Origin of the sequence: Nostoc sp. DedVER02 (assembly GCF_034530675.2) — a bacterium.
In the GTDB taxonomy this organism is placed as follows: Bacteria; Cyanobacteriota; Cyanobacteriia; order Cyanobacteriales; family Nostocaceae; genus Nostoc.
In genome coordinates, this window is sequence record NZ_JAVRCP020000016.1 from 119,426 (window position 1) to 141,071 (window position 21,646).

A 21,646-nucleotide genomic window follows, 5' to 3' on the forward strand; every position below is an offset into this window, starting at 1 on the left:
ACAAGTTACTACTGACTAATAGTTCATATCTTCAGCTACTTAGCTTTAAAGACTTATTCAGTAACCGCTTAATAAATCGGGATAAAAGAAGATAAGAATTAGGTAAACTCTTGGTAATACCAGTTCCAAAAATTATCGCGCTGTGCCAGTTGCGTAAGTTCTGTTAAAGCTAACACCAGAGAACTAGAAGAACTGCGAAAATGGGCGCGTTCTGGAGGTGAAACATGGGCTGCACTAGAAACCGAAGCTTGCGGTAGAAGTCGCGATCGCTCTGTCACTTTTCATTCAACCAGTGAAAATAGCGACTCGCACATCATCGATTTTTCTGATTTTAACTAAGTGATTCTACTCCGCTCAATATCTGACGCAATGATTGAGCGGGAAATAACTGAAAGGCATTTTATAATGAAATATGGACAATAAATTTTTATGAGGTCAAAAATATGACACACTCTTCACCAGAAAGAATAGTGAGACGTGGGAGAGTATTTCCAGAAATTCAATGGACAGAAGCACAAAAAGCTCAAGACAAAGCCAGAAGACAGGTATTTTATGAGCGTTGTTGGGTGATTTTTGAGCGTTTAAAACCAGAAATACTAGATAAATACTATGGTTGGTATATTGCTATTGAACCTGATAGTGGGGATTATTTTATCGATCGGGATAAAGAAGTAGCAAGTAAAATCGCCAGAGAAAAATATCCTCATGTCATTCATCATATTTTTGGCATTAATGAAACCGGAGTTAGTGGCAGAATATGATTGAGGGAAGATTTGGAGATAAAGGTCAAGTTTACTTTGAAATTGATTTAATTGGTGAAGATGGTATTAGCTTTCCTGTAGAAACAATGTTAGATACAGGATTTACTGAATTTTTAGCCATGAACAAACAAGATGTACAAAGTCTTGATTGGTCTTTTTTAAATCAAGATAAATTAAGAACTGCTCAAGGAGAAACTGAATTTGATGTTTATATTGGTAGGGTAACAATAGATGCTCAAGAGTGGGAAATTCCTGTATTTGCTGGAGATGAAATTCAGGAAATTTTACTAGGTTCTCAATGGCTGAAATTATTTATATTAATCGCTAATTATAGTCAAAATATAGTAAGTTTAGAGTTAATTTAATTAAGAGTTTATAGATAGCGATCGCTCTGTGACAGTAGCGTAAGTTCTGTAGGATTTCGTCAAACTTAGAACTTACGCATTGACAGAAAATTATTTGACTTCTAAATTGGGAAGTCTGACTCCTGAATTCTCGTTTATTATGATTCAATCAACACAAATTTACGAACTTGAGAATTGTTTCCTTGAGTGCGACGTGATAAAGTAGCACTTACCAAAAACTTCCAAGACTGAGGAGAAAGTGCAGACGGTTCAATTATTGAAAGAAAAGTCTTAATATTTTTTTGCTTGAGAGCTACTATACTCCAATGTAGCTTGAGGTAATTTTTTATATCTTGAAAACGGGGAATTTTGACACGATGTTCTTCATTTACTAAAGCATAAATTTTTTCTTTCATCAAAATATTTGTCGCCAACCGCCGAGACAAAGAAAACTTTTGATTATACGCACCAGTCCAAATAGTGCGGTAAGCAAGACACTGGTTGAAGAAAATAGCGTCACCAAACTGGGCAATGCGAATCCATGAATCGATGTCATCACAGTTAGCATCGAGTGTGGAATCCCAACCACCAGTTTCTAAAAAAGCATCACGTCGGCAAGCTACTTGTACAGGCGTGCCAAAGGGTACAAGCTCTAAAAGCATCCCGTAATGAATATCGGCTTGGGGGATATAAAAAGCTAAACCAGGGCCTACTTGTGGGGTGCGACTTAGTTCAACTTCATTACCATCCACCTGAGCCGCCACACAAGAGCAGATTACAGCATCGGGGCGAAGTGCGATCGCCTTAGCCATTTCTTCTATGCAGTTAGGCGCTAAATAGTCGTCATCATCTAGAAACTTAATCCAGTCGCCGCTAGCCTTAGCAACTCCAGCATTTACCGTTGCTGCATGACCAAGGTTCACTTCATTCCGATGGTAAACAACTTTATCCCCTAAGCTTTTGAGATATGTTTGAGTATCATCAGAAGAACAATCATCGGCAACAACCACCTCACACTCAATAGTTTGGTTCTGAGCCGACTCAATTGCTCTTTTGAGCAAGTTCAAGCGATTATAAGTACTGATGACGACGCTAAATTTCATAAATTTCCACCTCTGGTATAGCATTTTGCAATATAGCTTCGATCTATCGGGTCTTGTCTCAGTAAAATTCTCAATCTCCAATAAGTAGAAGTAGACTGAAATAGGATTATCGATTTATGATTGATGATCGTGGGTTTTTTTTAAGTAGACAGAAAGACTATGAGCGCTCAAGAGATTATCCGCTCCATTGAAGCGGAACAGCTAAAATCTAATGTGCCCGACATTTATGTGGGCGACACCGTAAAAGTAGGAGTGAAAATTAAAGAAGGCGAAAAATACCGGGTACAACCTTATGAAGGAGTCGTGATTGCCAAACGCAATGGTGGCATAAACGAAACTATTACAGTCCGTAAGGTTTTTCAAGGTGTAGGCGTTGAGCGCGTATTTCTGTTGCATTCTCCCCGCATTGACAGCATTAAGGTATTGCGTCGCGGTAAAGTCCGCCGTGCTAAACTGTATTATCTCCGCGATCGCGTAGGTAAGGCAACCCGGATTAAGCAACGGTTTGACCGCCCTTTGTAATTCGTGCTTCTTTCATTATGGGAGAAATCTCAAGCGGCATCTGCCGCTAACTTGTTTTCTCAACGAAATTGAAGTATGATGAAAATCGCGTGTTGCGTTAAACTAAAATTTAGTTCAGCGCAATGACTGAATAGAAAACAGCTTGTGCGCTCTTAGTTCAGTTGGTAGAACGCAGGTCTCCAAAACCTGATGTCGGGGGTTCAAGTCCTCCAGGGCGCGCTCAAGAGCAAAAAACAAAGCCCGAAATAATTACGCAGATGCTACATAAGCGGCTAGCGATAATAATTTCGGGCAAACCTATTGTCTTTGCAGTTGTTTTGCTTTCAGTTAACTAAGTAAAATAGAGTCGAAACTGCAAAACTGGATGACTGAATTTTAGATTTCTTCTCAATCCAAAATCTTAAAGTGAACACTTTGGACTGAAAACATGAGGTAAATCTAAAAATCCAAAATCCAAAATTGACTAAAGAAACCGGGGGAAAACGGTCGTGGCTAAAAAAAGTGAAGCAGAATTGCCAGAAACTACAAATGGGTTTAGCTTAGGCAACTTCATACAGGGAACCAAAGAAGAACTTGACAAAGTAGTTTGGCCCAGTCGGAAACAAATAGTGAGCGAATCCGCCGCTGTATTGTTAATGGTGGCACTCTCTGCATCTTTGATATACTTGGTCGATGGATTTTTTGGTTGGGCAGCAAAACAGGTGTTCTGATGACTTTTGCAACAGATGAACCTCGCAACTCCACGTTGCAGTCGGAGGAAACAGGAGAAACAGCAGAAGCAGTGTCAAAAGAAGCACGCTGGTATGCTGTGCAAGTAGCTTCAGGCTGTGAAAAACGTGTAAAGACTAACTTAGAGCAACGCATTCAAACTTTTGATGTCGCTGACAAAATTATCCAAGTAGAAATTCCGCAAACGCCGGCGGTGAAAATCCGCAAAGATGGCAGTCGCCAGCATACAGAAGAAAAAGTTTTTCCTGGCTATGTGCTGGTGCGGATGATGATGGATGATGATACCTGGCAGGTGGTACGAAACACTTCTCATGTAATTAACTTTGTCGGTTCAGAACAAAAGCGTGGTAGCAGCAAGGGTCGCGGTCATGTCCACCCCATACCACTGAGTGCTTCAGAAGTTGAACGCATATTCAAACAAACCAGCGAACAAGAAGCTGTTGTCAAAATTGACATGGCTACTGGTGATAAGATAATGGTGCTTTCTGGGCCATTTAAGGACTTTGAAGGTGAAGTGATTGAAGTTTCTCCAGAACGGAGTAAACTTAAAGCCTTGCTCTCAATTTTCGGCAGGGATACACCAGTAGAACTGGAATTTAATCAGGTAGAGAAACAGAGTTAAATACAAATGGCGAAGAAAGTAGTGGCGGTCATTAAACTGGCCTTGAATGCTGGAAAAGCCAACCCAGCACCACCAGTCGGCCCCGCCTTGGGTCAACATGGTGTTAACATCATGATGTTCTGCAAAGAGTACAACGCCAAAACAGCAGACCAAGCTGGAATGGTAATACCTGTAGAAATTTCGGTTTTTGAAGACCGGAGTTTTACATTTGTACTCAAAACGCCACCAGCATCAGTGCTGATTCGGAAGGCGGCGAAGGTTGAAAAAGGCTCGAATGAACCTAACAAAAAGAAGGTTGGGTCAATTACTAAAGCACAATTGCAAGAAATAGCCCAAACCAAACTCCCCGACCTCAACGCCAACGACATCGACGCGGCAATGAAGATTGTGGCAGGAACGGCTAAGAATATGGGTATAACAGTCAAAGATTAGTCATTGGTCATTAGTCATCGGTAAATAACAAAGGACAAATGACACAAATGACAAAGGACAAATAAAAAATTATCGGGGGAGAGGCGAAGCTTCGGAATTACCCCAGGAGAAAAAAATGGCAAAAGTATCGCGTCGTTTGCAGGCGCTGCAAGCAAAAGTAGAAGATAAGGATTATCATCCTTTAGAAGCTTTAGCCCTTCTCAAGGACACAGCAACAGCTAAATTTACTGAAGCTGCCGAAGCCCATATCCGGCTGGGAATTGACCCCAAATATACAGACCAACAGTTGCGGACAACGGTAGCACTGCCCAAAGGTACAGGACAAATTGTGCGGGTGGCGGTGATAGCCAGAGGCGAAAAGGTAAACGAAGCCAGTAGCGCTGGTGCTGATATAGTCGGATCGGAAGAATTGATTGACGAAATCCAAAAAGGTAGAATGGATTTTGACAAGCTGATTGCTACGCCCGATGTGATGCCACAGGTGGCAAAGCTGGGTAAGTTACTTGGGCCGCGTGGTTTGATGCCATCGCCCAAGGGTGGAACCGTAACATTTGATATAGCAAGTGCGATCGCAGAATTCAAAGCTGGTAAACTAGAATTCCGAGCCGACCGAACTGGTATTGTCCATGTTATGTTTGGTAAGGCAACCTTCTCGCCTGAAGATTTGTTAGTCAACCTGAAGGCATTGCAGGAGACGATTGACCGTAACCGTCCTTCAGGAGCTAAAGGTCGTTATTGGCGCACATTTTATGTGTCAGCCACAATGGGGCCATCGATTAAAATTGATGTCACCGCCCTACGAGATTTAAAACTGAGCGAAGCTGGTTAGTTTTTAGTCATTAGTCATTTGTCATTCGTAAAGACAAAGGACAAAAGACAAATGACAGATGACAAAATTAAATAGGCAAAGCCGGAGACAGCAGGTGCTAGTAGCTTAAATATCCTGCCGAGGTTAAAACTCTAATTGTCAAAATTACCACCCCGAAAGGTGTGATGACTATGGCATCACGAGTCTTAATACTCAACCCCGGCTAAGTTAGCTGGGGTTTGTTGTTTGGGTTCAGGTTTAGAAAAAACGTACAACTAGGGCACTTCCCCGATTATTTTAAGGAGGTGAGATTGGAATGGGTAGAACACTAGAAAATAAAAAAGAGATAGTAGCTGACCTCAAAGAAACTTTGAGTGAGTCAAGTCTGGCACTGGTAATAGAGTATCAAGGGCTAACAGTTTCTGAAATCACAGACTTACGGCGGCGGCTGCGTCCCAGTGGCGCTGTTTGTAAGGTGACGAAGAACACCCTGATGGGCATTGCCATTAAAGATGATGAAAAATGGGAGCCTTTGTCGGAACTACTGAAAGGTTCTTCAGCTTTTTTGCTGGTTAAAGATGATTTTTCATCTGCAATTAAGGCTTACCAAGACTTCCAAAAAGCCACTAAGAAGACAGAACTTCGTGGCGGTGTTATGGAAGGTCGCCTACTCAAAGAACCAGATGTTAAAGCTCTGGGTGACTTGCCATCCAAGGAACAACTCATTGCACAAATCGCTGGAGCTATCAACGCTTTGGCTACCAAGATTGCTGTGGGTATCAACGAAGTTCCTGGTTCACTGGCTCGTGCTTTGCAAGCTGTGGCTGACCAAGAGCAAAGTGGCAGTAGCACCGAAACCGCTACTGAAGCTGATAGCAGCACTGCACCTGCTGCTGAATAGACTTCGTGGTTCATCAGTCAAAAGTCAAAAGCTAATGACCAATGACTAATGACTAATGACAAATAAATAATCAAAATTACAGGAGTTATATCAATGTCTGCTACAACCGATCAAATTTTAGAACAGCTAAAAACTCTCTCTTTGCTGGAAGCTTCTGAGTTAGTTAAGCAAATTGAAGAAGCTTTTGGCGTGAGTGCTGCTGCACCTGTTGGCGTAGCGTTTGCAGGCCCTGGTGCTGGTGCTGCTGCTCCGGCTGAAGAAGCTGTTGAGCAAACCGAGTTTGAAGTGATTCTCGATTCAGTCCCAGCTGATAAGAAGATTGCCGTGCTGAAGATTGTCCGCGAATTGACCGGTTTGGGTCTAAAAGAAGCTAAAGACTTGGTAGAAGCTGCACCCAAGGCAGTTAAAGAAGGTATTGCTAAAGATGCTGCTGAAGATGCTAAGAAGCGCATCGAAGAAGCTGGCGGTAAGGTGACTATCAAGTAATCACAATTTGATTACCAGTTTTTATATTAAGGAGTCTGATTCAGGCTCCTTTTTTTCATATAAACTTAGCAAATCATCTTCTCTAAGGCGATTTGCAAATCTTTGGTCAAATTGCTTACAGCTTGTCTAGACATCTGGCGATCGCCCTGAGAATTTGACCAGCGTTCTGTAACTGAAATTGGCTCTCCCACAGTAATTTGTGCCTGTCGCAAACCTAAGCGGGGTCGTCCTGGAAGTGTTGTATCCTGAATTCTAGAAAGCATATCAAATACAAGTAAAGCTGTTTCTGCAAAGCGTTCCGCCGTTGGTTGCTCTTGAATATAAGTCGCTGTGACTGCAACAAAACTTTCCACTATCCGCATGTGCCGCATTCGCAAGTCTGCTTCTTCTGCAATCCAGTCTGCTAAACCACGTTTAAATGGTGGTAAAGCATTGATATCTGCCAAATCTTCCCGATAAATGTAATTCCAGCCAGCCTCTTCTAAGCGGCGACATCGATCAATAAAATTACCCTGCGCCTGGACTCCAAAATACTGCTCAGTAACTTCTAAAGCCTTATCCAGTAAGCGATGAAGTCGGGCAATCAACACCTGATTAGGACTAGCAGATTCATCACTTGAGATGGTTTTGGGAATATCTTGATGATAGAAGCGACGATAAAACTCTTCCATCTCGGTAATGAGATATTCAGCTAACCTAAAGAGGCGTTGATAGTAAATCTCTTCTTGATTGCCCGAATCAATTTCTTTAACTTCTAAGCCGCTATCAGCTTCCAACTTACTCAACAGCCAGTCCAGTTTAGACCAAGGTGGATCAACGTAGTGATACTGGATGGCGATCGGCACAACGATCACAGTCTCAGTCCGGTTGGCTTTATGCAAGTCTTCTGCACACCAAAAACTTATTTGAGCAACACCAGGTTCCAGTGGGCTAACAATGCCACTATGACCATTAGTACCTCCTTCGGGTGCGACAGCGATCGGTACTTTCCCATTAGCAAATAACTCCCGTGCTGTTTGGATTGCTTGTCGATCTAGTCGCCTTCCGCGATGAACCGGCACACCCCCCAAACGTGAAAACAACCAACCTAGCCAATTTCCAGCCCAAACCGTCATCCCGCGATCGTAGAGAAAATAGCTATGAATCAGCGATCGCAGTGTAATACCTTTCTGACGAGCTACTCGCGGCACAATGTAAGAAAGCAAATACAACATACAGAGGGGATCTTCCACCTCTGGGTGACGAAATGCCAACAAAAAGCGAATTTTTCCAGCCTGGAATTGTTGATAAAGTTCAGCCAATACCTCAACATTCTTACCTTCAATGCTGACAATACCAGCCGGTAGCCAAGGGCGAGTGCGAAACCGTAGTGCGATCGGCAATAACCACCGAACAATCTGGAGTATTAACAGATTAAGGCGTTGGGGAATAAATTTTAGTGGTGGTTGAGTAGAGTGAATCGTTTTAGGCAAGTCGCTCTCCAGATTATATTTCTAGCGATTGTACAATGTGCTGGGTGAAAAGATTTATAAGTACTACTTCTTACTCAGGATTCAGCACTACATAACCAAATAAAAAATTAGGTGGAATGTTTTGGAAAATTTCGTAATAAATAGCTAAATACTGCTATATTCAACAAAAAAACTAATATTTTTACAGGAGATATCCCGCGAATTAATTCATAAATCTCTGCTGGAATACTGATACCTACAAGCACCAATACTAAGATATGTGCCCAACGTTTTTCGTACCATAAACCAACAGCTTCAATAGTGGTAATAATAGCATATATTCCTGTGGCAATACCGCTAAAGGCAAGGGTTCTGGGATTTAAATTAATAACTTTTTTTAAAACCCAATCAATAATCATTGATTTACCTTCTAAAACATAATTGTCTGAAAAGACCTCTAGGGTTTGATAATTTTTTAACGTTAATAATAAAGCGATTGAAGTAACCATAAGCAACAAGGCTGCCAATGATTTGTACAGAACAATTGCCACTAATCCCAATGGACGCTTTTCCAAATAACCCCCTAAAGATATATAGGATAGGAAACCGCTTTGATTTCTGAACAATTCAGCTTAAAAGGTAACAGGCAACAGAAAAGAAGACTTTACTAGGTACTGTATGGTGTGTTAGAACGCAGTTTGTAACGCACTAAATCCTCGATAATGATGCGTTACGCTGTCACTAACACACTATGTATCTACGTATATTTTCATAAATTAAACCGGGTTTCTATATTTCAGTCAAATTGTAACAGTGCTTTCTCAGATCATCTTTCCTAGATATTTTTCTGGCTAAGTACAAATTTGGATCTCGGCGCAATTAGATATAATAGCAACTTACCTATCCTTTAACTCTTTGCCTAGCAAGGACTCTTTGTTTTGGGATAGTTTGAGGGAGCGATCGCAAATTGCCATAAATTACATCCAATGGAGGTTAGCGGACTCGAACCGCTGACATCCTGCTTGCAAAGCAGGCGCTCTACCAACTGAGCTAAACCCCCATAAAATTAAAATAGTCAGTAAACTCGGTTGTCGAAATTAATTGTAACTTATATTGTTCCATTACTAAAGGGATGAAGCCAGAAAATATCCAAGTTGTTGCAGCACTCTATAAATTCGTCAAGCTGCCAGATTTTGCCGAGAAACAAGATCCTCTACTGTCTTACTGCCAAGAGCAAGGTGTCAAGGGGACAATCTTGCTGGCACAAGAAGGCATTAACGGTACAATTGCGGGTTCACGTCAGGCGATTGATTCTGTTCTCTGTTTTCTGCGTACTGACCCCCGTTTAGCAGACCTAGAATATAAAGAGTCCCATACCGAAACCCCACCGTTTGAGCGGATGAAGGTGAGGTTGAAGCAAGAAATTGTCACATTGGGATTGCCTGAAATCGATCCAAGTGAGCAAGTTGGCACTTATGTTAGTCCCCAAGAATGGAATGATTTGATTTGCGATCCTGAAGTAACCGTAATTGACACCCGCAACGATTATGAGGTGAATATTGGTACTTTTCAAGGAGCAGAAAATCCTCAAACTGCCACATTCCGAGAATTTCCCGATTATGTGCTACACCATCTAGATCCAACTAAACACAAAAAGGTTGCTCTGTTTTGTACTGGCGGCATTCGCTGTGAAAAAGCTTCATCCTTCATGCTTGCTCAAGGCTTTGCAGAGGTTTATCATCTCAAAGGCGGCATTCTTAAGTATTTAGAAGAAGTTCCAGCAGAGAAAAGTTTATGGGACGGAGAATGTTTTGTCTTTGACGAGCGGGTAGCTGTTACTCATGGATTAGGAAAAGGGAGTTCTGAACGGTGTTTCAATTGTGGGTATCCGATTTCTGAAGAAGATAAAACATCTTTAAAATATGAAAAAGGTATCTCCTGTGCCTATTGTTTTGATAGCCTCACCGAGGAGAAAAGAGCGCGTCAGCAGGAAAAATGGCGGCACTACCAAACCCAAGTTGCTAATTCTAAAAATCGGGATATAAGCTAATCTGTAATATCATTCTCATACTCACAGGACTTACGCAATAACTCTCTGAAACTCTTATTACTTTGTGTCCTTCTCTGACGAGACGCTGCGCGAATGCGTCCTTTGCGGTTCGTTTTATCATGATTTTGCGTAAGTCCTAACTCAATAGAAAATAAAAATATGTTTACTCCTCAATAATTTTAGGGTTTAGAGGAGTAAAATTTGGGATTTCCAGGCAAGATTATTGTAATTAAATACACTTGGGTTAAGCATTTCTTCCTTCTCTCTGCGTTCTTTGCGGTAGCCTGGGCAAGCTGCTGACGCTCCTTCTCTGCGAGACGCTATGCAAACATCGCTACCGCTTCTCTACGAGAGGCTTCGCCAACGCTAATGCATCTACGGAAAAAAATTGACTTTAGCAAAGAGTTTTAGGCTTAACTAAACTGTATTGTATTACAAGTCAGAATTTAAGGGCAAAATTACTTTAAATGTAGTACCGACTCCAACTTGACTTGTGACACTGATTTGACCCCTGTGAGCATCAACGCACTTTTTAACGATTACTAACCCTAATCCAGTACCCTGAATTGATTGGACATTTGAGGCTCGATAGAATGACTCAAAAAGTCGGGCTTGGTCTGGTTCAGGAATGCCCAGACCTTGATCTTGAACATAAAAAATTGCCACTTTGTCAATGGGATCGCATATTAAATCAAACTGAATCTTGCTACCTCTTGGAGAATATTTAACTGCGTTTGAGAGGAGATTTCCAAACATATAGCGTAAAAGTCCTTCATCCATTACAGCGTCAGTACGAACGCTATGACAATTAAAAACAATTTCAGATACGCTATTTTCAACAATAGAAAAATCTTTGATTAACTCCTGAAAAAATTGTTCTAAGTTAATGGGTACAGGATTATACACGAGTTTTTCTGCTTCTGCTCGACCCATAAATAGAACCTCTTCCATAAGTTTTTCTAAAGATTGCACAGCAGCTTGAATTCGCTTTAAATAAATGCCTTTTTTTGCATCTGTCAAATTTGCTCCGTGCATTTCTATAAGTTCTACTGCTGTTTGAATAACAGTTAAGGGATTACGGAACTCATGAGATACGGTGGAAATAAATAAAGATTTGAGACGATTAAGTTCTTGCTCTTTTTCCAATGCTTGCTCTAGCAATTTTGTTTGATGTCGTTCGCTAAGATCCCAGAAAACAACTACTACACCATTTATCTGGTCATGTCGTCCCTTTAGTGGTGAAGCACTATCGCCAATTGGAACTCTTTTTCCATCTCTTCTAATCAGGGATGTGAATTCTTCTAAATAAACAACCTGTTGTTCGCGTAGCACTTTTGTGACTGGGTTTTCTAAGAAAGTTTCTGTAACTTCATTAACAAGATGAAAAATTTTCGCTGCTTCATTTCCTAAAGCATCTTTTTGCTGCCAGCCAGTTATTGCCTCAGCTGCGGGATTTATGAATGTAACTTTTCCTTGCTCATTTGTAGCGATTACAGCATCACTCATTGAGTTTAAAAGGGTCGCCAGCTGATCTCGACTTTCCCGCAATTCACGTTCTAACTGATGTTTTAAAAGACCGATCTCGATCGCTATTCTTAAATCTTTTGTAGTAAATGGTTTAACGATATATCCAAAAGGTTGGGTAATTTTGGCTCTTTCTAAAGTATGATCGTCACCATAAGCGGTTACAAATATTATAGGTACATCTAACTGCTCACGAATTTTACTGGCGGTAGCAATACCATCCATCTCACCTTTAAGAATAATATCCATTAATATTAATTCTGGGTGAGTTTCCAATGCCTTAGCAATAGCAACTTTTCCAGATGAGGCTGTTCCCGTAACAATATAACCTAGTTGAGTGAGTTGGCTAGCAATAGTTCTAGCCACAATCACTTCATCTTCAACAACTAAAATCCTAGCTTGACCCATTTGATGTTTACTGATGCAAAGTTAACTGCGTAAATTGGATTTTAAATACTGTTCCATGATTGCGTTCTAGAGTAATATCGCCTTCTAATTGTTCTGTAACTAAGTCATATACTAACGACAAACCCAAAGAATCAGTATTTGTCCAATCTAAATTATCTGGTAAACCAATCCCATTGTCTCGAACCGTCATCTCGATATTTTTGCCAATATTACGTAAACTAATACTTATTTTTCCTGCTTTTTGGTTGGGAAAAGCGTGCTTGAGGGCATTGGAGATTAATTCGTTGATAACCAGTCCACAGGCAATTGCTTGGTCAACATTCAAACTTACTGAATCTATATCAGTTTCTAGAGAAATTTTGTCAGGCCATATTTGATAGGAAATCAGTAAGCTGGCTGCCAAATTATGGATATAGTCACTTACATCAATTTGTCCAATATTGGCGGAAGTATACAAATTTTTATGAATTAGAGATATTGACTCAATTCGGTTTTGACTTTCTCGAAGAACTTTGATTGCTTCTGGATCTTTGAGGGTTTGAGATTGGAGTTGTAAGAGACTGGAGACTATTTGTAAATTATTTTTAACTCGATGATGAACTTCTTTTAACAGAACTTCTTTTTCAGCTAAGGCATGTTTTAACTTTACTTGAGCTTTTTGTCTTTGAACTAGTTCAGTTTGAGCTTGCTCAAAGATGCTAGATTGTTGAATTGCGATCGCTAATTGCACTGTCAGTTGATCGAGCAAATCTAATTGATTTTCTTCCCACTCTCGGAAACTAGAGCATTGGTGAGCAATGAGTAAACCCCAAAGGTGAGAGCCAGGGTTTTGAGAACTGACTTCTAGTAAAATGGGCACGACTAAATTCGCTTTGACTTCAAACTGTTCTAACAAGCGAATATGACAATCAGTTAGCCCAGCTTCATAAATATTTGCGATCGCTCGTTTCCGTCTCTGATAATACTCCACTCCTGCGCCTGTCTGAAAACATGTATCATGAATCTCTACACCTAAAGAAGCTGTCCATCCAGATTCCACTGACTCCGCCACAATTGTGCCGATCATCTCTGAGTCAAACTGATAAACTATTACTCGATCAACTCCAAGTAAATGTCGCACTTCTTGAACTGTTGCATTCAAAATATCCTGGAGATTTAAAGATTGACGAATCCGTTGAGCAACGGTTCGCATCAATTGTTCCCGTTCGGCTTGAGCTTTCAAAGCCAGTTCAGTTCGCTTACGTTCTGTGATATCTTGTCCAATACCAATAATTTGACCATTTGAAAGTTTAACATTAGTCCAAGACGTATCTAATAAATCACCATCCCGAACCTGAATTTTAAAGTCACCCCAATTGCGTTGTGCATTTTGCATAAAATCAATCACATACTGTCGATATTCAGTATTAGGGTATAAGGCTTCCAGGACATCGCTAGTTTGAAAATCCTTAAATTTCCAGCCTAAAACACTTTCCCATTCTTTGTTTACCCACTGAAGTTTGCCATTGGCATCAATCAATGCAATCATCAACGGTATGCTCTCAAATATCTTCCGCAAAAACTCATTTTGTTCCTGGAGTTTTACCTCTACATTTTTACGGTTTGTAATATCATAAAATACTGTTAGGATTGCGGATTCTCCATTAAAACTTAAATATTGTAATGAAGCGATCGCCCAAAAATCAGTTCCATCTGATCTCTTCAATTTAAGTTCATAATCTTGAAGAGAATCATGTTGATGAAGGGCTTCTAATATAAATTCTAAATCGGTTGAGTTATGATACAAATCTAAGTTTTTACGATTCACCAAATCTTCAGATGAAAATCGAAATGTTTGCATAAACTCCGAATTAGCATATAAAATTAACCCGTCAGACAGACGCGAGATAATTAATGGGATAGGAATGGCTTCAGAAATTACTTTAAATCTCGCTTCACTTTCTTGAAGTATTCTTTCTATTCGTTTATATTCTGTGATGTCTCTAATATTAACCAATCTAGCATTAGAACTGTTGCATTTTATTACGTATCCAACAATTTCAACATCAATAATTTGTCCATCTTTTCGTCGATGCTGACATTGCTTATAAAAGTAAAAATTCTTGTATTCTTGCTTTAAATTCTCTCTAAGAATAGTCGTATCTTCCGAAAAGTGAATGTCAGTTATTCCCATTTGTAAAAACTCTTCTTTTGAGTAGCCATAATGGGCAACAGCAGCTTCATTCACATCTAAAAGTTGCAGATTATTCTCCTGATACAGCAACATGGGATTAGGATTTTTATAGAAAAGAAAATGAAAACTATTATGAGTATCATCAATCACTTTCTGTCGATGTAATTCCAAATACCTCATTACTTGTCTACCCAACTGTTGTAAAACTACTTGTTCTTTAACAGTCAAGGTTCGCGGTATAAAATCAATCACACAAAGACTACCTAATGCAAAACCGCTTGAGTTAATTAAGGGGACTCCTGCATAAAAGCGGAAATAATGATTTGATATTACAAGAGGATTTTTAGCAACCCTTTCATCTTCTAAAGTATTCGGGATAATTAATATTTGACTTTCCAGGATAGTATAACTACTGAAAGAAATGCTTCGAGAAATTTCTGGTATGGTTAGCCCAATTTTGGACTTGAACCATTCTCGTTCTGCATCAATTAGGCTAATCAGAGCGATTGGTGTTTCACAAAAGTTAGCTGCTAGTTGAGCTAGCTCATCAAAAAGTTCTTCTGGTGGCGTATCTAAAATTTGATACTGATTAAGTACTTCTAACCGTTGACTTTCATTTTCAGGAAGTAGCATTATTGGTTGTTTTAAAATTTTTGTAAGATACCATGTTTAATTTGTTTCAGTCTCAAAAGATGATTAATTGTTTTATAAAATTTGCAAAATCAAAATTGGGATTTTTCCTAATAAGATAGGAGAATTTATTTCTGGGAAATACCTACATTGTTAAGATATTTGTTTTTTGTGGAAATAATTTACTTCATGTGAATAGATACTTGAGCTTGCTTAAGGATGGGTTTACAAAACCAATCTTCCCCATCAGTATTTTTATCAAACTATGGGCAGTTTTTGCAACATAATCGATAATATGAGTTGAGTGAGGTCACTTACTCTGGATTGTTGTCAGCATGGATGAGTCGTAAGCTGGGCGCTCATCTTGCCTACCCTGCAAGAGTTATGTTTAATTCAATTATGTTAGGTTAGGTATCTTTTGGCTTACCAAACAATACTTTCGATAGAGGGCGAATCAGTGATAACTAGATTCTAGATAGATGCACTCATACTCATAATTTTTTAAGATAATCCTAAGAATCAAAGACTTAGGAATGTAGTTATGACTGAAGAACAAAAATCTAATAATCAAGAAAGCAAGCCTACCTCTTACAGTGATGACCAAACCCCTATCGACGAAAATATTCGCAAAACTGGCGAGACTGGTGACACTGATGCAAAATCTACCGCTACACCAGAAGCACCAGGAGAGGATTTTGTCGCAGGTAGCCCCAATCAGGGAACCGAGTCACGGTAATTGGTTTGAATTTTTCCCAGTTCCAATAATCTAATTGAGCTTTTTCTAGTAACGCGCATTTAGTAAACTTTGAGTGGATAGTTGTGGTTTAAATCACGATTATCCACTCGTTTTTATTGTATGAAAATTGCTTCTAGGGAGGATGGAGGTTGATGGAGTAAATATATATATCGCTTTTGTACTATACTTTTTGTATTTAATTATACTTTTAAAAAGTTTTATTTATATCTATTGATGGATATATATAGCTGAATTTTGTCAGCACAGCCTAGAGGAAAAATCAGCTATCCCTCAAATCTGCTAAACTTCATGATTCTTAATCATCCTAACTTCCTCTTGTGGCTGACAGAAGTACCACAATCCAATAGGCTGATCTTAAAGTGATAATTTTTCCTTAGTCGTTAATAACTATCCATACATAAAATGCCCCTGAAAATCGTTCAAAACTTTGATGGTAGTTTCACCCTTGAAACACAAGCTCAAGAAACTCTATTCAATTTATTGACAAGCGCTGCTTTCTTAAATCAAATTTGTCAACAGTTGCAGTGTGAGCAAGTTAGATTTACAGAATTACTTTTCCAACCAGTTCCTTACAGCTTAACTACCACTAAAGGAATGCCGACAGAATTTGAAAAGTATCATGAATCTGATGAATATGCCATTATTAATGTACCACCAAATTTTATGTTTAGTGCTAAAATTTTCAAACCCAGCCGCCTCTGTGCTATTTACCAAAAATTTGGCAATGGTTAATTCTTAAGATCGTTCTTATCTAATAGGCAAAAAGTAAACTTGATATTTGATATATGGTTGAAACTAATCTTTCTTCTTTAGCAACTCTAGAATATATTCCTTACATTGATGATTCTGGTCAATTACCCGAACAATTTCAGGGCAAAATCGGAGTATATGCTATCTTTGACCAAGAAAAGATTCTGCAATTCGTAGGATATTCTCGTGATGTTTATCTCAGCCTCAAACAGCACTTAGTCCGTCAGCCACAGCATTGCTACTGGGTCAAAGTTCAAACTATTGAACGCCCTAGTCGCACAATTTTAGAAAATACTGAAACTGCTTGGATTACTGAAAATGGAAGTTTGCCTTGGGGAAATGGGGATAAAAAGGAAAAATGGACGCATCCTATTGATGTCAAAGCGATCATGACACCTGAAGAACAGGTAAAATATGAAAATCCAGCTAATGATGAATTAGCACAAATAAAAATTATTAAAAATGTGGCGCGGAGAGTAGAAGCAGAAATTTTAACGCAATTACTAGAAGGACGTGGTTTGCAAATGCAAATTCGTTTTAATCCTAAATTGAAAGAAGAAGGTTTACTAGATTTGAAATGAAGGTTGTTTTGGGAAAACTATCTTATGAATACCGCTTATAATCTCCCATGACAATACATCTGCTGAACGATCGCTATCAAGTTATCCGCACACTAGGCGCTGGTGGGTTTGGTGAAACTTATTTAGCAGAAGATACCTATATGCCTTCAAAGCGCCGTTGTGTGGTTAAACAGCTAAGAGCGATTCACAACAATCCTGAAATTTATCAGTTAGTGCAAGAGAGGTTTCAACGCGAAGCAGCAATTTTAGAAACACTGGGTGGTGCAAATGCCCAAATTCCGGCATTATATGCCTATTTCTCCTCTGGCGGACAATTTTACTTAGTTCAGGAGTGGATTGAAGGAGATACCTTAACTCGAAAAGTCCAAAATCAGGGGCTATTTAGTGAAAGCGCTGTCCAGGAATTATTTCTGAATTTATTACCTGTCCTGGATTACGTTCACTCTAAGCATATCATTCACCGCGATATTAAACCGGATAACATCATTTTGCGCGAACAAGATGGTAAACCAGTCCTAATTGATTTTGGCGCTATCCGGGAATCAATGGGAACGGTAGTGAATTCTCAAGGCAATCCTACGAGTTCGATTGTGATTGGTACACCTGGTTATATGCCGAGTGAACAAGCCGCAGGTAGACCGGTTTTCTCTAGCGATTTATATAGTTTAGGAATGACGGTAATTTATTTGTTGACTGGTAAACAGGCGCAACAACTAGAAACCGATTCCCAGACTGGTGAGATTGTCTGGCGACAGTACGCTAGTCATGTTAGCCCAATCATGGCAGGAGTGATCGATAAAGCGATCGCATATCATCCGCGCGATCGCTACCCCACAGCTAGAGCAATGCTGGATGCTTTGCAGAGCATAGCAAATCCAATTCCACCAACACAACCCTTCTTGACTCAACAAACTGTAGTCTCTGCACCAGCAAATCAGGCAATGCCTGTCAAACCACACCCGACTCCTCAAAGTAAAAGTCAGAATAATATCCTTATCGGCAGTTTAATCGCAGGTGGGTTAGTTGGTGCATCTGTCATTATTAGCCAAGTGTTACCAAAATCTACTCAATCTACAGCAGACAAAACGGTGTTATCTTCACAAACACCATCAGCGATCGCAAGCCCCGTAATAGAAACTCCCAAACTTATACCAACTACCCCATTTCTTCCTGCTCAATCTACACCTTCCCCAACTAAATCAATAGCACCAGTTGCCACTACAGATGTCAATACTTATTTCTGGCTTTCCCAAAGACTTGTAACTGATGCAGATTTGGATGGTAAAGATGGTTTTGAACTAGATATTATGCGAAATTCAATTTTTGCCAGCCATGGCCGCCGCTTTGATACTCCCGAATTACAATATTACTTTAATAATCAACCTTGGTATCGTCCTATATATTCATCAAAAGAATTTCCACCTAAATTGCTGTCAAAATTCGAGCAACAGAATGTAGACTATATCAATAAATATCAAGATCGTTACGGCTTGAGATATTTTAAAAAATAAAGTTTTTATAATTATACCATTTTAAAAATACCTTATATAAACCCAAGCAGATTTATATAAGGTATTTGTATATGTAGGAAAGAAGTAAGGGGCAAGGGAAAATAAGGCTTTTTGGCTTGTACTGAGTTTTTTCAAAAATCAAATACAAGTCCTATATGTTGGTGAGGACGTACTTGTGTAAGCCCTTATACAATTTGTATTTGAAAATGTGCTTAACTGTAGAGTCAATTCATGAATTGCCCCTACAGCCAAGCGGAAATTCAGATGTAATAGGTATTACGCCCTATGCATGTATTGCAAATCTTCTTCCAAATGCTATAAGTCGTAAGTGTATTAGCTTAAGCTTATCAAACGATTTATTTCTACTTATTAGATAAGATTAAGGCATATTAGTGTAATATATGGGACAGATTACTAAATATTTAGTAGCCTAAAATCGTGAGATATTAGAGGCTAATCCTAGCGAACTCTATATACAGTCAGATATAACCTGTTTTTTTGTCCCCCAAATTACATCTCTAGATACTAGGCAGTTTCAGAACTAGGGATTTATATTTAATATATAAAATTGCTATCTACAAGATTAGAAATCGATAAGTTAAAGAAATGCCATTTTTATATTTTCTTTGTTATTTTGTATTTAACGGGACAGTTCTTCCTGATTTGGTGGGTTTAAATAACAATTAGTTAAACCATTTACCTCTAAAGATGCATGTAAATTCTTTCAATTGTGCTTATTTTGTTTCTTTCCTTACAAACAAGCAAAATGCAAATTGATTAGAGAAATTAAATGGTAATATACCAATCGGCAAATAGTTCATCTACACAAGGAAAACCTTGCCTACAACTATGCTTAAAACAAACAATCGGCGTATTTTTCTATCTGCTTTTATTCAACCTTTAGGACAAAATCATCAAGCAGATAGTAAAAACCAATTAGCTCAACCTAAATTAGATTTACTGCAACCATTACGTCAATGGCTAGATAAAATCGAGATTCATAATCAGAAGTTAGCTAAATTTATTGCGAAACTGATCCCCGCCCAGTGTCCATTCGAGCGCGATATCATGGTTTTTGGTCGCAAAATAGCCCATATTCCGCCAATGTGCAAGCTAAATCCGCTTTACAACGAACTTGTATACTTGCGTTTTCGCGCTTTGTGTTATCTAGTAGATCAGTGTGGAGAGGATATTCAATCCTACTGCTAAACATAACTAGAAAAAGCACAATATGGAAATTAAAATTGAGCATCAACCCACACAAGAACGCCTCAATGAATTGGGTGTCTCTAAATGGGAAATTTGGAATAAGGAAGTTTCAAAATTCCCTTGGACTTATGATTCTCAAGAAACTTGCTACTTTTTGGAAGGAAATGTAATTGTTACTCCTGATGGTGGACAGCCAGTGCAAATGGGTAAAGGCGATTTGGTGGTTTTTCCTGCTGGCATGTCCTGCATCTGGGAAATTACAAGCGACGTGAAAAAACATTATTACTTTGATTAACCAATAGACAAAAGCGATCCCCGTCGATTTGACAATTTTTCTATTGGTTTATTTAGTTAAAATAACTACCGAAATAGCGCTCAAGTTGTTGATGCATTTGATTGAAAATATAGCTTTTCGCCACACCCAAAGGAATATACAGCGCTTTACAGTTAAATTAAGTACATGCCTCTTCAACCCTAGTGAATGCTTTATCGCGGGTGTACTTGATTAACTTGAAATCTGCTGTAATTTCATCGGTGAGATTGTATACAACAAGGGGCCAAATCCCCTTGTTTTACCAAGCCTAAGTTTGCACAATTTTACAAATAATTGATGTAAATGAGTTGGCGAGAAAAATTCAATATATATGAAGAAATATAACTTTAAAATAGGGTGCGTTAACATATCGGATAAAGCATCTGGAATTGTTGATGATGTGTGGCAACTTACCTATATTTAAATTTCTTAATATAGCTTAAAATATTAATTAGCGCCAAATTACTTGGCTCTAATTTGCGATCCCCGATGTAAAAGTTGACTTGCTCAATAAACCCCACTTATGAGAGGGAGTATCTAAGCCTTAACCTGTAACAACAACCAATAAAACAGCACTAAACTTCTGTAGAATTTATTCAAATTACCGGTAATTACATCGGGATAGTAGTCTTAATAATTCTGGATAAAAAACTACCATTGACTCTTTAAAAGGATAGGACTAATGTTATTAGTAGTCCTTTCAAGGACACTTTTTATGCATCAACAAATCAGGAGGTATTTCAAATGATGATGATGATGATGAATGAAACCATGACTGCCGAAATGCAAGCCTGCATGGAAGTTTGTATGGACTGTCATAAAATGTGCATGGAAACCATGACTTACTGCATGGCCAAAGGTGGTATGCAGATGGACAAGGACATGATGAGCATGATGAGCATGATGCGCGATTGCTCTGAAATGTGCATGATTTGCATGAATATGATGATGAGCGGTTCTGAGTTTATGGGACGTACTTGTATGCTTTGCGCCGAAATGTGCGATCGCACTGCAATGGCATGTGAGATAATGAGCGATGACATGAAAATGATGGAATGTGCTGCCGCTTGCCGTAAGTGTGCAGAGTCTTGCAGAAGTATGCAAATGATGCCTGCTTAATTTCTCTAACTAGCAGAAGTTTCTCTGCAACCTAATATTCAAGCGCTCAGACTCTTTGGGGTCTGGGCGCTTGAAGTAAGGACTTCTAAAATCATCATTAATTAAGTCTCAATTCATACCTTAAAAAGTATTAGTATTACTTAAAATAGTTTTGGGATTAGAAGCGATGTCAGCGACAAGACGAAGCGTCTACGCAATAAAGTTAGTCTTTCTTATCCAGTAAAATCTTGTTACCTTGGGATCTGTTGAAGTCACTAATGGTGTTTAGACCAATAGCAGAACCGTTAAAAGCAGAACTGATGGTTGTCAAGGAATCTATCAACCGCCGTACTACCTGTAAATACGTCATTAACTGCTCAGTTTTTCGCGCTTCATATCTAGCAAGCTTTTTGCCTTTTTTTAACCGTTGAACTCACATTGATTTAAGATTTTTTAATCAAGGTAAGTGATTTTACTGAAGAT

24 protein-coding genes, 2 tRNA genes and 1 other annotated feature are annotated in these 21,646 nt (G+C 39.0%); of the genes, 18 read left to right on the plus strand and 8 right to left on the minus strand.

What is annotated here, in order from left to right:
• Positions 1-98: 98 nt before the first annotated feature.
• Positions 99-278: a hypothetical protein gene (locus RMZ41_RS17760; protein ID WP_322643793.1), complete on the minus strand. Its 180-nt coding sequence runs from the start codon at positions 276-278 to the stop codon at positions 99-101.
• A gap of 165 nt (positions 279-443) precedes the next feature.
• Here RMZ41_RS17760 and RMZ41_RS17765 point away from each other — a divergent pair, with 165 nt between their 5' ends.
• Together RMZ41_RS17765 and RMZ41_RS17770 are read left to right on the plus strand one after the other, a co-directional pair.
• Positions 444-761: a hypothetical protein gene (locus RMZ41_RS17765; RefSeq protein ID WP_322643794.1), complete on the plus strand. Its 318-nt coding sequence runs from the start codon at positions 444-446 to the stop codon at positions 759-761.
• Complete coding sequence (locus RMZ41_RS17770; RefSeq protein WP_322643795.1) at positions 758-1,126, plus strand: aspartyl protease; 369 nt, start codon at positions 758-760, stop codon at positions 1,124-1,126. The genes RMZ41_RS17765 and RMZ41_RS17770 overlap by 4 nt, the downstream gene beginning before the upstream one ends.
• 137 nt (positions 1,127-1,263) lie before the next feature.
• Here RMZ41_RS17770 and RMZ41_RS17775 read toward each other — a convergent pair whose 3' ends face one another.
• The gene (locus tag RMZ41_RS17775; protein WP_322643796.1) at positions 1,264-2,208 is read right to left on the minus strand and encodes a glycosyltransferase family 2 protein; all 945 of its coding nucleotides are present in this window, start codon (positions 2,206-2,208) and stop codon (positions 1,264-1,266) included.
• Between the two features lie 159 nt (positions 2,209-2,367).
• Here RMZ41_RS17775 and rplS point away from each other — a divergent pair, with 159 nt between their 5' ends.
• The 8 genes from rplS (at position 2,368) to rplL (ending at position 6,708) form a co-directional block, all read left to right on the plus strand.
• Complete coding sequence (gene rplS / locus RMZ41_RS17780) at positions 2,368-2,730, plus strand: 50S ribosomal protein L19 (protein WP_322643797.1); 363 nt, start codon at positions 2,368-2,370, stop codon at positions 2,728-2,730.
• A gap of 146 nt (positions 2,731-2,876) precedes the next feature.
• Positions 2,877-2,949, plus strand: a tRNA-Trp gene (locus tag RMZ41_RS17785).
• A 269-nt stretch (positions 2,950-3,218) separates the two neighbouring features.
• Positions 3,219-3,440 (plus strand): preprotein translocase subunit SecE, encoded by a 222-nt coding sequence (gene secE / locus RMZ41_RS17790; RefSeq protein ID WP_322643798.1) that lies wholly within the window; start codon positions 3,219-3,221, stop codon positions 3,438-3,440.
• On the plus strand, positions 3,440-4,081 hold the full coding sequence (gene nusG / locus RMZ41_RS17795; RefSeq protein ID WP_322643799.1) for a transcription termination/antitermination protein NusG: 642 nt from the start codon (positions 3,440-3,442) through the stop codon (positions 4,079-4,081). The genes secE and nusG overlap by 1 nt, the downstream gene beginning before the upstream one ends.
• Before the next feature lie 6 nt (positions 4,082-4,087).
• Complete coding sequence (gene rplK, locus RMZ41_RS17800; protein WP_012412092.1) at positions 4,088-4,513, plus strand: 50S ribosomal protein L11; 426 nt, start codon at positions 4,088-4,090, stop codon at positions 4,511-4,513.
• Positions 4,514-4,628: 115 nt separating this feature from the next.
• On the plus strand, positions 4,629-5,342 hold the full coding sequence (gene rplA, locus RMZ41_RS17805; protein ID WP_322643800.1) for a 50S ribosomal protein L1: 714 nt from the start codon (positions 4,629-4,631) through the stop codon (positions 5,340-5,342).
• A 63-nt stretch (positions 5,343-5,405) separates the two neighbouring features.
• Positions 5,406-5,574 (plus strand) — a sequence feature (ribosomal protein L10 leader region).
• 63 nt (positions 5,575-5,637) lie between these two features.
• Positions 5,638-6,222, plus strand: a complete 585-nt coding sequence (gene rplJ / locus RMZ41_RS17810) for a 50S ribosomal protein L10 (RefSeq protein ID WP_322643801.1) — start codon at positions 5,638-5,640, stop codon at positions 6,220-6,222.
• A gap of 93 nt (positions 6,223-6,315) precedes the next feature.
• Entirely contained in the window at positions 6,316-6,708 is a 393-nt protein-coding gene (gene rplL / locus RMZ41_RS17815) for a 50S ribosomal protein L7/L12 (protein ID WP_322643802.1), read from the plus strand.
• Between the two features lie 65 nt (positions 6,709-6,773).
• Here the strand turns inward: rplL and RMZ41_RS17820 are convergent, their stop codons facing one another.
• From RMZ41_RS17820 to RMZ41_RS17830, 3 genes are all read right to left on the minus strand, one after another.
• Entirely contained in the window at positions 6,774-8,180 is a 1,407-nt protein-coding gene (locus RMZ41_RS17820) for a 1-acyl-sn-glycerol-3-phosphate acyltransferase (protein WP_322643803.1), read from the minus strand.
• 107 nt (positions 8,181-8,287) lie between these two features.
• The gene (locus RMZ41_RS17825) at positions 8,288-8,734 is read right to left on the minus strand and encodes a DUF2127 domain-containing protein (protein WP_322643804.1); all 447 of its coding nucleotides are present in this window, start codon (positions 8,732-8,734) and stop codon (positions 8,288-8,290) included.
• 412 nt (positions 8,735-9,146) lie between these two features.
• Positions 9,147-9,219 (minus strand) — tRNA-Ala (locus RMZ41_RS17830).
• Between the two features lie 72 nt (positions 9,220-9,291).
• Here RMZ41_RS17830 and RMZ41_RS17835 point away from each other — a divergent pair.
• Entirely contained in the window at positions 9,292-10,209 is a 918-nt protein-coding gene (locus tag RMZ41_RS17835) for a rhodanese-related sulfurtransferase (RefSeq protein WP_322643805.1), read from the plus strand.
• A 432-nt stretch (positions 10,210-10,641) separates the two neighbouring features.
• Here RMZ41_RS17835 and RMZ41_RS17840 read toward each other — a convergent pair whose 3' ends face one another.
• Together RMZ41_RS17840 and RMZ41_RS17845 are read right to left on the minus strand one after the other, a co-directional pair.
• Positions 10,642-12,141: an ATP-binding protein gene (locus tag RMZ41_RS17840; RefSeq protein ID WP_322643806.1), complete on the minus strand. Its 1,500-nt coding sequence runs from the start codon at positions 12,139-12,141 to the stop codon at positions 10,642-10,644.
• A gap of 7 nt (positions 12,142-12,148) precedes the next feature.
• On the minus strand, positions 12,149-14,947 hold the full coding sequence (locus tag RMZ41_RS17845; protein ID WP_322643807.1) for a PAS domain S-box protein: 2,799 nt from the start codon (positions 14,945-14,947) through the stop codon (positions 12,149-12,151).
• A gap of 538 nt (positions 14,948-15,485) precedes the next feature.
• On the opposite strand from RMZ41_RS17845, the gene RMZ41_RS17850 reads away from it, so the two are divergent.
• The 7 genes from RMZ41_RS17850 to RMZ41_RS17880 all read left to right on the plus strand — a co-directional run bounded on the left by RMZ41_RS17850 (position 15,486) and on the right by RMZ41_RS17880 (position 21,184).
• Entirely contained in the window at positions 15,486-15,680 is a 195-nt protein-coding gene (locus tag RMZ41_RS17850) for a hypothetical protein (RefSeq protein WP_322643808.1), read from the plus strand.
• A gap of 423 nt (positions 15,681-16,103) precedes the next feature.
• A complete protein-coding gene (locus RMZ41_RS17855; protein WP_322643809.1) occupies positions 16,104-16,433 on the plus strand; it encodes a hypothetical protein in 330 nt (109 codons plus the stop codon).
• A 53-nt stretch (positions 16,434-16,486) separates the two neighbouring features.
• Entirely contained in the window at positions 16,487-17,032 is a 546-nt protein-coding gene (locus tag RMZ41_RS17860; RefSeq protein ID WP_322643810.1) for a GIY-YIG nuclease family protein, read from the plus strand.
• Positions 17,033-17,079: 47 nt separating this feature from the next.
• Positions 17,080-18,543, plus strand: coding sequence for a protein kinase domain-containing protein (locus RMZ41_RS17865; protein ID WP_322643811.1), 1,464 nt, complete (start codon positions 17,080-17,082; stop codon positions 18,541-18,543).
• 849 nt (positions 18,544-19,392) lie between these two features.
• The gene (locus RMZ41_RS17870; RefSeq protein WP_322643812.1) at positions 19,393-19,752 is read left to right on the plus strand and encodes a Mo-dependent nitrogenase C-terminal domain-containing protein; all 360 of its coding nucleotides are present in this window, start codon (positions 19,393-19,395) and stop codon (positions 19,750-19,752) included.
• A 22-nt stretch (positions 19,753-19,774) separates the two neighbouring features.
• On the plus strand, positions 19,775-20,047 hold the full coding sequence (locus tag RMZ41_RS17875) for a cupin domain-containing protein (protein ID WP_322643813.1): 273 nt from the start codon (positions 19,775-19,777) through the stop codon (positions 20,045-20,047).
• A gap of 765 nt (positions 20,048-20,812) precedes the next feature.
• Positions 20,813-21,184, plus strand: coding sequence for a four-helix bundle copper-binding protein (locus RMZ41_RS17880; RefSeq protein WP_322643840.1), 372 nt, complete (start codon positions 20,813-20,815; stop codon positions 21,182-21,184).
• A gap of 202 nt (positions 21,185-21,386) precedes the next feature.
• Here the strand turns inward: RMZ41_RS17880 and RMZ41_RS17885 are convergent, their stop codons facing one another.
• Positions 21,387-21,533 carry a hypothetical protein gene (locus RMZ41_RS17885; RefSeq protein ID WP_322643814.1) on the minus strand — a complete coding sequence of 49 codons (147 nt, stop codon included), beginning with the start codon at positions 21,531-21,533 and terminating at the stop codon, positions 21,387-21,389.
• Between the last annotated feature and the right edge of the window lie 113 nt (positions 21,534-21,646).

Excerpts from the sequence above, each read along its gene's own strand:
- rplA (WP_322643800.1), top strand. The coding sequence starts at position 4,629 with ATGGCAAAAGTATCGCGTCGTTTGCAGGCGCTGCAAGCAAAAGTAGAA.
- rplK (WP_012412092.1), top strand. The coding sequence starts at position 4,088 with ATGGCGAAGAAAGTAGTGGCGGTCATTAAACTGGCCTTGAATGCTGGA.
- rplS (WP_322643797.1), top strand. The coding sequence starts at position 2,368 with ATGAGCGCTCAAGAGATTATCCGCTCCATTGAAGCGGAACAGCTAAAA.
- RMZ41_RS17865 (WP_322643811.1), top strand. The coding sequence starts at position 17,080 with ATGACAATACATCTGCTGAACGATCGCTATCAAGTTATCCGCACACTA.
- RMZ41_RS17845 (WP_322643807.1), bottom strand. The coding sequence starts at position 14,947 with ATGCTACTTCCTGAAAATGAAAGTCAACGGTTAGAAGTACTTAATCAG.
- RMZ41_RS17850 (WP_322643808.1), top strand. The coding sequence starts at position 15,486 with ATGACTGAAGAACAAAAATCTAATAATCAAGAAAGCAAGCCTACCTCT.
- RMZ41_RS17860 (WP_322643810.1), top strand. The coding sequence starts at position 16,487 with ATGGTTGAAACTAATCTTTCTTCTTTAGCAACTCTAGAATATATTCCT.
- RMZ41_RS17855 (WP_322643809.1), top strand. The coding sequence starts at position 16,104 with ATGCCCCTGAAAATCGTTCAAAACTTTGATGGTAGTTTCACCCTTGAA.
- RMZ41_RS17765 (WP_322643794.1), top strand. The coding sequence starts at position 444 with ATGACACACTCTTCACCAGAAAGAATAGTGAGACGTGGGAGAGTATTT.
- rplL (WP_322643802.1), top strand. The coding sequence starts at position 6,316 with ATGTCTGCTACAACCGATCAAATTTTAGAACAGCTAAAAACTCTCTCT.
- RMZ41_RS17875 (WP_322643813.1), top strand. The coding sequence starts at position 19,775 with ATGGAAATTAAAATTGAGCATCAACCCACACAAGAACGCCTCAATGAA.
- RMZ41_RS17835 (WP_322643805.1), top strand. The coding sequence starts at position 9,292 with ATGAAGCCAGAAAATATCCAAGTTGTTGCAGCACTCTATAAATTCGTC.
- RMZ41_RS17885 (WP_322643814.1), bottom strand. The coding sequence starts at position 21,533 with ATGACGTATTTACAGGTAGTACGGCGGTTGATAGATTCCTTGACAACC.
- RMZ41_RS17870 (WP_322643812.1), top strand. The coding sequence starts at position 19,393 with ATGCTTAAAACAAACAATCGGCGTATTTTTCTATCTGCTTTTATTCAA.
- RMZ41_RS17770 (WP_322643795.1), top strand. The coding sequence starts at position 758 with ATGATTGAGGGAAGATTTGGAGATAAAGGTCAAGTTTACTTTGAAATT.
- RMZ41_RS17880 (WP_322643840.1), top strand. The coding sequence starts at position 20,813 with ATGATGATGATGATGAATGAAACCATGACTGCCGAAATGCAAGCCTGC.
- RMZ41_RS17775 (WP_322643796.1), bottom strand. The coding sequence starts at position 2,208 with ATGAAATTTAGCGTCGTCATCAGTACTTATAATCGCTTGAACTTGCTC.
- rplJ (WP_322643801.1), top strand. The coding sequence starts at position 5,638 with ATGGGTAGAACACTAGAAAATAAAAAAGAGATAGTAGCTGACCTCAAA.
- nusG (WP_322643799.1), top strand. The coding sequence starts at position 3,440 with ATGACTTTTGCAACAGATGAACCTCGCAACTCCACGTTGCAGTCGGAG.
- RMZ41_RS17840 (WP_322643806.1), bottom strand. The coding sequence starts at position 12,141 with ATGGGTCAAGCTAGGATTTTAGTTGTTGAAGATGAAGTGATTGTGGCT.